Source organism: Methanoculleus sp. UBA374, assembly GCA_002508705.1.
Taxonomy (GTDB): domain Archaea; phylum Halobacteriota; class Methanomicrobia; order Methanomicrobiales; family Methanoculleaceae; genus Methanoculleus; species Methanoculleus palmolei.
On sequence record DAYL01000033.1, the window covers coordinates 73140 to 83432 of the forward strand.

Consider the following 10293-nt stretch of genomic DNA (forward strand, 5'->3'; position numbering starts at 1 on the left):
GCGGATACGGCTTTTGCCCGCCGCCGCAGGGGTTTGAAAAAACTGCAATTCTTCGAGAAAGCGACCGGCTGGAGAGTGCGGTCCATCGGAATCGGAACTCGAGAAGACCTTCGGCCTTCGAGACGGAGTGGTGCCACCGGGGGCGATGGGGGTACTCTTCAGCAATTTGGGACAATCTCGCTGATCGGCCAAGATGCTATGTGTTGCAGGGGCTGGCTGGCTGCGACGCTCCCGGGGGCGGGGCATAAGGGGGTCCGTCTATTCTCGCGCTTCCGAAACGGCGAGGATAGCAGGCCATGTGATTAAACCGGGGCCTCTGGATCAGGCGTTCCTCCTGAAATGCGGTCCCTTATTTTGAAAGACGCTTCTTCTATTCTGTCAGGGGGTCTCTTCCGTGGCGGTCTACGGCAAAACGGTTGTCTGGATGGGGGCCGTTGTATCGGGCCTATAGGCCCGGATCGCCGGTTTCATAATGGGAGACATCGATCGAATAGGCGATCGGGGGTTTCAGCGAATCTACGGTGGTTCTTTATATACTGGCGCCGTCTGCAGGTCTCATGGCGATGGCTGTGCTCCGGGGCCGTTCACTTTCTCCCCGCGCGGTGGGGGGTTCATATACTCCAGAGGGAATGTATTCAACAGGGTCTGCTTCCCGACCGCGGGCGGCAACCCCGTTTCCATACCTCCGAACATCACTCCGAACATCATTACCTCCTAAAAATACTTTTTTTCAGGTCCGGGAAAATGGTTTCGTCTCCTCTGGCCCGGGCGTTTTTCTGGAGATTGCTCTGGATGTGTGGGTCTCCGGGTTCGTCCCCGCAGCGTGTCGTTCGGTGTGGGCCCGTGCAATCGCACCGGGCGGTTCTGATCCGGCCCGGCAGGCGTTTTCCCCTGATGCAATTTATTGCGGGGAATAGTGATTTACCGCAATTTTGATATGCTCCTTTATTCCATTCAATATACAATGGAAAATACGTTATTTTCTGAATGGATTGATCGCTTCGGTGGTTACCTCCGGATGCGGAATTATTCGCCCCGGACGATCAAGAAATACGGGCAGACCCTCCAACGCTTCGCCCGGTACGTCTGGCTCCGGCAGCATTCCGGTCCGGGCGGGGCTCTGCTCGACGATGCCGCACTTGAGGCCGCCCTGCTGGATGCGGACGTCAATGTCTCTGCGGCCCTTGTCACCGATTTCTTCTCGTGTCTCTCGGAGGGGCGGGATTATAAGCCGAAGACCTTCCATCGGATGATATCGACGCTCTCGTCGTTCTATCGGTATCTCTACGCCCAGGGGGTTGTGGTTGCGAACCCGATGCTCGGGGTGGAACGGCCCCGGATCAAGAATCAGGAACTGAAATACCTCAAGCACAGCCAGGTGATCCGCCTGATCAACTCGATTGAGGGCGAGCGCGACCGGCTGATCGTCCGCCTCATCTACGCCACCGGCGTCCGTGTCTCGGAGTTGTGTGCGATAAATATCGAGGACATCGATTTTGAGGAGCAGACAATACGGGTGAAGGGGAAAGGCGATAAGATCCGGACCGTCTTCGTCGATGAAGAGACTCTCGACGAGGTTAACGGGTTCATCGGCAACAAGATCGAGGGGCCGCTCTTTCTAGGTCAGCAGGGCAACCACCTCTCCCCGCGGACCGTCCAGCACCTTTTCAAGCAATACGCCCCGGCCGGAATTACGCCGCATAAAATCCGGCACTCTTACGCAAGCGAACTCTATCGGCGGTCAAAGAACCTCCGTGTCGTGCAGGAGAACCTGGGGCACTCTTCCATCAAGACGACCGAGATCTACCTGCATACCGACCTCGACGAGCGGAGAAACGTCTACCGGCAGTATTTCCCGCTTGCGAATGAGAAGAAGTCGGGGGAGTAACTGGTGCCAGTAAACCATATGATGCTATATGCCTGCCAGCAAAGGGGCCAGTTGGCCCCGCCTTCCTTCTCGTGTCCGGCAGGGCTTTCGCAAAAACGCCAGGCGAAGCACAGGGCTTGAAGACTCGCTCCGAAGAAAGGTCTCGGAGATGGCAGGGTGACCCCTTATAATTGGTCCATATCCTCCGGGTCAAACCACCAGTGTCCAACATCGAAGGGTTGGGGGTCTCGCGCGACACCTTAACGCGGGGGCTGGCAACACCCGGACACCGAACATCGCACTACACACCTTCGGTGCTCGAGTTATCCGTTCCTGGCGGAACCATCGCACTACCGGCCAGAGAGGGTTGTATCATAGTGCCCGGGGAACCCTGATCAATGCCGACATCAACGGTGCTCTGAACCATTTGCGAAAAGTAGCCAGGGATTCGTCGACCGAAGGGAGCGTGAGCACCGCTAGGTGCGATTCCGTGGTTTCACGGATAATAGGTAGTGGCCGCGTCAACCGGCCGGTGTGAATAAGGACGTCTTTTGAACCGTCAACCTTCGCACGGAGTAAAGTGCAACCCTGTGCCCCGCAAGGGGCTCCCGTTGCAAGCCCCCTCCGATAGGAAGGGGGTGGTTGACTTCGGCAACGCTCAAATCACTGAAACGTCTATTGTTATCCTATGCGGTATGTTGTCACAGGCGGGGCGGGCTTTATCGGGTCCAACCTTGCGGAGCAACTGGCAAGCGACGGTCATGAGGTCGTGATCGTCGACGACCTCTCCACCGGGCGGCGTGAGAATATCAAGGACCTCATCGGTCAATCCCGGGTGACCTTCATCGAGGGGAGCGTCACCGACCTCGACCTGCTCGTCGATGTCTGTCGCGGGGCGAACGGCATCTTCCACCAGGCTGCCGTTGCTTCTGTTCCCCGTTCCGTGGCAAACCCCCGGGAGACGAACGAGGTGAACGTGGCCGGGACCGTGAACGTCCTCTGGGCCGCAAAGGAGTGCGGCGTTTCGGCGGTCGTGGCAGCTTCCACCTCGGCAATCTATGGTAATGACCCGGTCTTCCCCAAGCGCGAGACGATGGCGCCGACACCACTCTCCCCGTATGCGGTCTCAAAACTCGCGGGCGAGTACTATGGGAAGGTCTTCTCCGATCTCTACGGTATCCGGACGGTCTTCCTCCGCTACTTCAACGTCTTCGGCCCCCGGCAGGACCCTGACTCGGAGTATGCAGCGGTGATCCCGAAGTTCATCTCCCGGCTGATCGACGGGAAGCCGCCGATCATCTACGGCGACGGGGAGCAGACACGGGATTTTATCGCCGTCGCGGATGTTGTCCGGGCGAACATTCTTGCGATGGAGAACAGTGCCTCCGGCGTCTTCAACATCGCCGGGGGAAGCAGGATCAGCCTCAACGAACTTGCCGGGAATTTATCGGCGATCACCGGCATACACCTTCAGCCGCTATACGAACCCCCGCGGCCGGGGGATGTACGTGACTCACTCGCCGATATCTCCCGGGCCGGGGAAGCCTTTGGCTTTTCTCCCCGCTACACGCTTGATGAGGGGCTTCGCCGGACTGTGGCGTGGTTTCATAACGGCAGCCCATAGGTCGCTTTCCGGGTCCAGCTGGCTGCCCGGTCACCCTGTCGGCCCCATCCCGCTCCTCCCCGGTCCCGGAGACGATTGCTGCAGTAACTTATATATCAGCTCTTGCAGTATGGGGTGTGAGGTGCCAATGTATGCCCCGATTGGTTACACCAGAGAAACCCCGGAGGAGTGATAATAGCGATGCGTCACGGGCGTACAGCAGTGTCAGCGAAAAGGACCTGCGCGACCCGGCGGACCCGGCGACCCTGAACAACAGGGGCGTCGCTCTCGAACGGCAGGGACGCTACGAGGAGGCGCTGGCCGCGTTCAGTGCGGCGCTCCTCTGCGACAATGATGACATCTATGCCTGGAACAACAGGGCGGTGGTCCTTACCCGGCTCGATCGTCTTCAGGAAGCGGTGCTTGCATGCAGGCGAGCGCTTGCGATCAACCGGTCATGCATCTTCGCCTGGGTTACCTACGGCATGGTGCTTGGCAGGCTCGGGAAGTACCGGGAGGCCGAACAGGTCCTTGCGGTTGCAGAAGACCTCGACCCCCAGGCCCGTGCGCTCTATCCCGGGAATTCAACGATGACCCGGGCTTGAACGGAGACGTTCTTCACGACCCATGGCTTGCTAATCCTTGGATGAGTGGGCCTGGGCCGCGCTCCACGCCCCGGGCTTGTGAAGGGGTGGATATACTATCCGATGCGATAGGAATACAGGCTTCTCCAATGGCTCCGGAAAGCCGGCTGGAACGCCATACCTTCCGATGCAACCACGGTCGTCGCCGGATCGGTTGATATCCCTCCTCTCGAAAAACCCTTACGTTTTTATCTCCGTTGCAATAGAGTATACAAACTAGAGTGCCCTTCCGGCACGGAGTCAATTCCATGAAGACGCTCATTCTTGCAGGCGGGAGCGGCACCCGTCTCTTCCCGCTCTCAAGGGAACACTACCCGAAACAGTTCATCCCCCTGGTCGACGACGAGTCTCTCTTCCAGAAGACGGTGAAGAGGGCGCTCCTCCTCTCTTCTCCACAGGAGATCGCCATCGTCACCAACACGGACCACAAGTTTCTGGTTCGCGACCAGCTCGCCGCCATCGGGTGCGACTGCCGGGTTCTTACGGAACCCGTGGGCAAAAACACCCTGCCGGCGATCTACTACGGCGTCCGTGAGTTCCTCCGGGAGGACGGGTCCGATACCGTCGCGGTGTTACCCTCGGACCACCTGATCAACGCAACCGGTTCGTTTCATGAGGCATTCCTCGGGGCAGAGCGGCTCTCGAAGGACTATCTGGTGGTCTTCGGGGTGCGGCCGACCCTGCCCCACACCGGTTACGGCTACATCCGTCCGGGCGAGACCCTTCCGGGCGGTTCACTCGTGGATGCCTTCGTGGAGAAACCCGACCTCGCGACCGCCGAGAAGTATGTCGCCGACGGTTACCTCTGGAATTCCGGCATGTTCTGCTTCGATGCCGGTCTCTTTCTCTCCGAATGCGAAACATGCGCACCGGAGGTGGCCCGGGCGTTTGAACAGCCTCTCGGAGAGGCATACGCAGCAACCCCTCCTCTCTCCATCGACTACGGAATCATGGAGAAGACCCGGCGGGCGGCGGTCGTGCCGCTTGAAGCCGACTGGAGCGATCTCGGAAATTTCGACGCCCTCTACGTCGCCCTGCCAAAGAACGGGGACGCAAACGCCGTCAGGGGCGAGCATATCGGGATCGACTCCTCCCGGAACCTGATCATCGCCGACCGGCTGGTCGCCACCGTAGGGGTCCACGACCTCGCCATCGTCGAGACGAAAGATGCGATCCTGGTCTCCGCCCGGGACGAGGCGCAACGGGTGGGCGAGATCGCAAAAGCCCTCCGCGAGAAAGGGGACACGCGGGCTCTCTTCCACACGCAGGTCTACCGGCCCTGGGGGTCCTACACGAACCTTGAGGAGGGGCGGTCGTATAAGATCAAGCGGGTCACCGTCCCCCCGAAGCGCCGCCTCTCCCTTCAGATGCACCACCACCGCTCCGAGCACTGGGTGGTCGTCACCGGGTGCGCCGAGGTGACGATTGGGGATGTGACCTCTCTCCTCCGGAACGGCGAGTCCACCTTCGTCCCGGCGGGAACGGTCCACCGGCTCGCGAACCCCGGCCTCCTGCCCCTCGAACTGATCGAGGTGCAGATCGGGGAGTATACCGGTGAGGACGACATCGTCCGGTTCGAGGACGATTTCGATCGGGCGTGAGCGTCGGGCCCCGCCCGCTCCGATATGATCCCGGGGGCGAGAGATCGCTGACGGATTGATCCCTCCTCACCCATATTTTTAAGCCATATCATTGTCGGAAAAGGGATGCGGTCGGGCCGGTCAGCCGGAGACCGGATGTGAACTGCCGCAAGGGTAAACCGGTCTTGTTAATCGGGCCGTTACTCGTTTCAATCCGTAACAATTGTCTGCGGCCTCAAACGTTCTGCATACTATTTCTTCTTGCTGGAGATACGGTCGTTAAAAGGTCGGAATCCGAAAGCGGCAATGATTGCCGAAGGGCTCTGGGATTTATATTCTCCGCATCCACTGATCCTGAGCAGTCCGCCCCAAGCCGCACTATCAGTCTGGTTGGCCGATCAACTTGCTTGGCCGGATTCCCGCGTTTATCACAAAGGATTCGTGAGATATCATGGCATTCAACAAGAACAGCGTTTATGGAATCGCCGCGGTGATCGCCATCGCCGTCGTAGTCATCGCTATCGGCCTCGCCTCTTCCGGAGGGGAGGCCCCCGTACCCGTTCCGCCGGCCGGCGGCGATGCTACCGCTACCCCCACAAATCAGGTGAGCGGCACGATAACCATCTCCGGCGCCTTCGCGCTCTACCCGCTTGCCGTAGTATGGGCGGATGAGTACAAGAGCACTCACCCGAACGTGAAGATCGAGATCTCGGCCGGAGGCGCCGGGAAAGGAATGTCCGATACCCTCGGCAACCTCGTCGATATCGGCATGGTCTCGCGCGCTATCGCCGACGTCGAGCTCGAGAAAGGCGCCTATCCCATTCCCGTAACCAAGGACGCCGTTGTTCCGGTCATCAATGCAAAGAATCCGGCCGCACAGGAGATCCTGAAGAAGGGCATCAACCAGAGCACCTGGCAGGGGATCTACATCGACCAGACCGTCACCACCTGGGGCGAAGTCGCTGGAAAGCCAGAGATCGCGGATAAGATCCATCTCTTCACCCGCAGCGACTCTTCAGGGGCCGCCGATGTCTGGGCGCTTTACGCCGGCGGCAAGGGGCAGGCGAACCTGAAGGGTATCGGCGTCGCCAGTGACCCGGGCCTCCTTGCGGAAGTGCAGAAGGACCCGCTCGGCGTCGGGTTCAACAACATCAACTACGCCTACGATACAAAGACCGGTCTGCCGGTCGCGGGGGTCATCGTTCCTCCCTTCGTGCTCGATGACGGCACCGTTCTCGACCTGAGCACGAAACAAAAAGCGGTGGACGCGATCAAGGCCCAGACCTTCCCGCACCCGCCGGCCCGGGTCGAGTACTTTGTGACGAACGGCAAACCCACCGGAGTAACCGCCGACTTCATCAGGTGGTCCCTCACGGACGGCCAGAAGTTCGTCGATGCCAACGGGTATGTCGAACTCCCGGCCGACGCAATCGCAGAATCGCTTGAGAAGGTAGGATAAGCAGGATGCCCGCGCGGAAGGTGATCGACCGCATCACCGGCAACGTCATGGCGGTAGCCGCAATCGGCTCCGCCTCCTTGCTTATCGTCGTAGCCGGGGCTCTCTCCGTGCGTTCCGCACCGTTCCTCCTGACCGTCCCGGTCACCGATATCTTTCTCGGCAGCACGTGGATGCCGGACGAGGGGCACTTCGGGCTTCTCGTCCCCATCGTCGGCACTCTGCTCGTGACGGCGATTGCGATGGCGGTCGCAGTTCCGCTCTCTATCCTCTCTGCGATCTACCTCGCGGAGTACGCAACCGAGCGGGTGCGGGCAAAGGTCCTCCCGCTCATCGACCTGCTTGCAGGCATACCGCCGGTCATTTTCGGCGTCGTCGGCGTCCTCGTCGTTGTGCCCGCGGTTGCTTCCCTCGCGGCGACCCTCGGGCCGCTCGGGATACCGTTCTTCGGCACGACCGATTACAACACCGGCTTCTCCGTGCTCGCGGGCGGCATCGTCCTTGCCACCATGGTCTTCCCGATCATCATCTCCATTTCGGAACAGGTCCTCCGGGCGGTCCCGGCCGAGATCCGGGAGGCATCGCTCGGGCTGGGGGCGACGAGGTGGCAGACCATCAAGCATGTCGGGCTGCGCATGGCGTTCCCGGGGATGGGCGCGGCAATCATCCTCGGGTTTGCCCGGGCGTTCGGCGAGACGATGGCCGTCCTGATGGTCGTCGGGAACGTAGCGACGATCCCCTCCTCGGTCTTCGATCCTGCATACCCGCTCCCCGCCCTCATTGCGAACAACTACGGCGAGATGATGTCTATCCCGCTCTACGACTCGGCGCTCCTGTTTGCGGCGCTCCTCCTGATGCTCGTGGTGCTGGCCTTCACCGTGCTCGCCCGCCTGATCCTCGTCAGGATCGAGAGGGGGATGGCGCATGGATAGGGTTACCGAGGAGCGGGCTATGAAGGGGCTGATGATCGCGGCCCTCACGATCGTCGTCGGCAGCCTGATCGCTATTATCGGCGTCGTCGTCTGGAAAGGGCTTCCTTCGCTCTCGATCGAGATGCTCACGGAGACTCCCCGGGGAGGGTACTACACGTCGACCGGGGGCGGCGGGATCCTGAACGCGATCGTGGGATCGCTCTATCTCGCCTTCGGCAGTACGCTTATCGCCCTCGTCATAAGCGTTCCCGCAGCGTTTGCGCTGCAGGACGAGTATCTCGGGAGGACCCGATATGCCGGGCGCCTCCGGCTCGCGCTCGACGTCCTCTGGGGAACCCCGTCCATCGTCTACGGGGCGTTCGGGTTCATCGTGATGCTCTACCTCGGCATACGGGCGTCTCTGCTCGGCGGGATCATCGTCCTCACCCTTCTCCAGATCCCGATCATGATCCGTGCGATGGAGGAGGTGATCCGGATGGTGCCCCGGGAGATCAAGGAGGCTTCCGCCGTTCTCGGGGCGACCCGCTGGGAGACAACAACGAGGGTCGTGGTCCATCAGGTCGCCCCGGGGATCATAACTGCGGTCCTCCTCGCCTTCGGGAGGGGGATCGGGGACGCTGCTTCGGTCCTCTTCACCGCCGGGTATACCGACAGCCTGCCGGGCTCGCTCTTCGAGCCGGTCGCGTCGCTGCCGCTCGCGGTCTTCTTCCAGCTCGGTATGCCGTACCCGGAGGTGCAGGCCCGGGCGTACACGGCGGCACTGATCCTGCTCGTGATCGTCCTCCTCCTCAGCCTTGCCTCCCGTGCACTCGCGAAACGATTCAGGAAAAACATTCTGAGGTGATATCATGACACACGATGCAACTGCAGCAGTCAACCCGATACGGATAAAAGATGTGAGCGGGTTTTACGGGCCGTCCCGGGTCCTCGATTCCATCAATCTCGAGATCCCCCGGAACCGGATCACCGCAATCATCGGGCCGAGCGGATGCGGTAAAAGCACGCTCCTGAAGTGCTTCAACCGGTTGATCGACCTCGTCGAAGGGGCGTCCTACTCCGGGCAGATCATCGTCGACGGTGTCGACGTGCTCGGTAAAGACGCGGACGTTCTTGAGATCCGCAGGAAGATAGGGCTCATCGCACAGAAACCGACGCCTCTTCCGCTCTCGATCTTCGATAATGTGGCCTACGGGCCGAGGATCTACGGCCAGAAAGACCGAGCCGAACTTGAAAAGATCGTCCGGCATTATCTCGAGGTTGCGGGCCTGTGGGAGGAGGTGAAGGACCGGCTCAAAACACCGGCAATCAACCTCTCCATCGGCCAGCAGCAGCGCCTCTGCCTCGCCCGGGGGATCGCGGTCGATCCCGAGATCCTGCTCTGCGACGAGCCGACCTCGGCCCTTGACCCGGTGTCTTCGCAGCACTTCGAGGAGCAGCTGAAACTCTTGAAGGAGAAGTACACTATCGTCATCGTTACGCACAACATCCACCAGGCGATGCGCCTTGCCGATTACGTGGCATACATCTACCTCGGGGAACTCATCGAGAGCGGCCCGGCGGCTGAAGTCTTTGAAAACCCTAAGGACGAGAGGACAAAGGCGTATATCAAAGGCGTTTTTCTTAACGACCTCCCCCCGGAGGCGGGGGAGCGTTCCGGCTCAAATCCGGAGGATTTCGGTGGACGTGATGAAGATCCTGATGTTCAACACGGAAGAATTCTGGTACCGGGTCTATCGGAAGGCGATTGAGTCGGCGGAAGTGGAGAACGGGGAGGAGGTGGTGAAGGATGCGCTCGTGATCTTTGTCAACGTGGAGCAGGAGGATGAGGGACGGTTGGAGACGGTGGTGCGGAAGGCCGCCGACAATATCGCATGGCTTGCCAGAAAGACCGGCCGAACCGCGATCGTCCTGCACTCCTTTGCGCACCTCTCGGAGAGCAAGGCGGACGTTGAATTCTCCCGCGATCTCTTCGTTCGGCTCCGGGACCGGCTCGCTGCAAAAGGGTATACGGTGACGGCAACGCCTTTCGGGTGTCTCAACGAGTTCAGGATCCACGTGCTCGGCGATTCGCTTGCGAAGGTGTGGAAATCCGTCTGAAGATCCGGTTCTGGTATGTTCCCAAATCTCGAGATGATCCCGAAACACCTCAGCCGGGAGGGGGCATCCCCCTCCCGATCCCTCCCCCGCGTGGCGATACCCAGAGAGGAGCCG

Annotated in this window: 9 protein-coding genes; all 9 read left to right on the forward strand. The window is 60.4% G+C overall.

Annotated elements, in window-relative coordinates; genetic code table 11:
- Positions 1-964 precede the first annotated feature (964 nt).
- On the forward strand, positions 965-1888 hold the full coding sequence (xerA, locus tag BRA42_RS11965) for a site-specific tyrosine recombinase/integron integrase (RefSeq protein ID WP_292405717.1): 924 nt from the start codon (positions 965-967) through the stop codon (positions 1886-1888).
- A 667-nt stretch (positions 1889-2555) separates the two neighbouring features.
- Positions 2556-3491, forward strand: coding sequence for an SDR family oxidoreductase (locus tag BRA42_RS11970; RefSeq protein ID WP_292405720.1), 936 nt, complete (start codon positions 2556-2558; stop codon positions 3489-3491).
- Positions 3492-3622: 131 nt separating this feature from the next.
- The gene (locus BRA42_RS11975; RefSeq protein WP_292405723.1) at positions 3623-4075 is read left to right on the forward strand and encodes a tetratricopeptide repeat protein; all 453 of its coding nucleotides are present in this window, start codon (positions 3623-3625) and stop codon (positions 4073-4075) included.
- 287 nt (positions 4076-4362) lie between these two features.
- Positions 4363-5715: a mannose-1-phosphate guanylyltransferase/mannose-6-phosphate isomerase gene (locus tag BRA42_RS11980; protein ID WP_292405727.1), complete on the forward strand. Its 1353-nt coding sequence runs from the start codon at positions 4363-4365 to the stop codon at positions 5713-5715.
- A 430-nt stretch (positions 5716-6145) separates the two neighbouring features.
- The gene (locus tag BRA42_RS11985; RefSeq protein ID WP_342770596.1) at positions 6146-7153 is read left to right on the forward strand and encodes a PstS family phosphate ABC transporter substrate-binding protein; all 1008 of its coding nucleotides are present in this window, start codon (positions 6146-6148) and stop codon (positions 7151-7153) included.
- A 5-nt stretch (positions 7154-7158) separates the two neighbouring features.
- Positions 7159-8082 (forward strand): phosphate ABC transporter permease subunit PstC, encoded by a 924-nt coding sequence (gene pstC, locus BRA42_RS11990; RefSeq protein WP_292405732.1) that lies wholly within the window; start codon positions 7159-7161, stop codon positions 8080-8082.
- Complete coding sequence (gene pstA, locus BRA42_RS11995) at positions 8075-8926, forward strand: phosphate ABC transporter permease PstA (RefSeq protein ID WP_292405735.1); 852 nt, start codon at positions 8075-8077, stop codon at positions 8924-8926. The genes pstC and pstA overlap by 8 nt, the downstream gene beginning before the upstream one ends.
- Before the next feature lie 4 nt (positions 8927-8930).
- A complete protein-coding gene (locus tag BRA42_RS12000; RefSeq protein ID WP_292405738.1) occupies positions 8931-9830 on the forward strand; it encodes a phosphate ABC transporter ATP-binding protein in 900 nt (299 codons plus the stop codon).
- On the forward strand, positions 9769-10179 hold the full coding sequence (locus BRA42_RS12005; RefSeq protein ID WP_292405741.1) for a threonyl-tRNA synthetase editing domain-containing protein: 411 nt from the start codon (positions 9769-9771) through the stop codon (positions 10177-10179). The genes BRA42_RS12000 and BRA42_RS12005 overlap by 62 nt, the downstream gene beginning before the upstream one ends.
- Positions 10180-10293 lie beyond the last annotated feature (114 nt).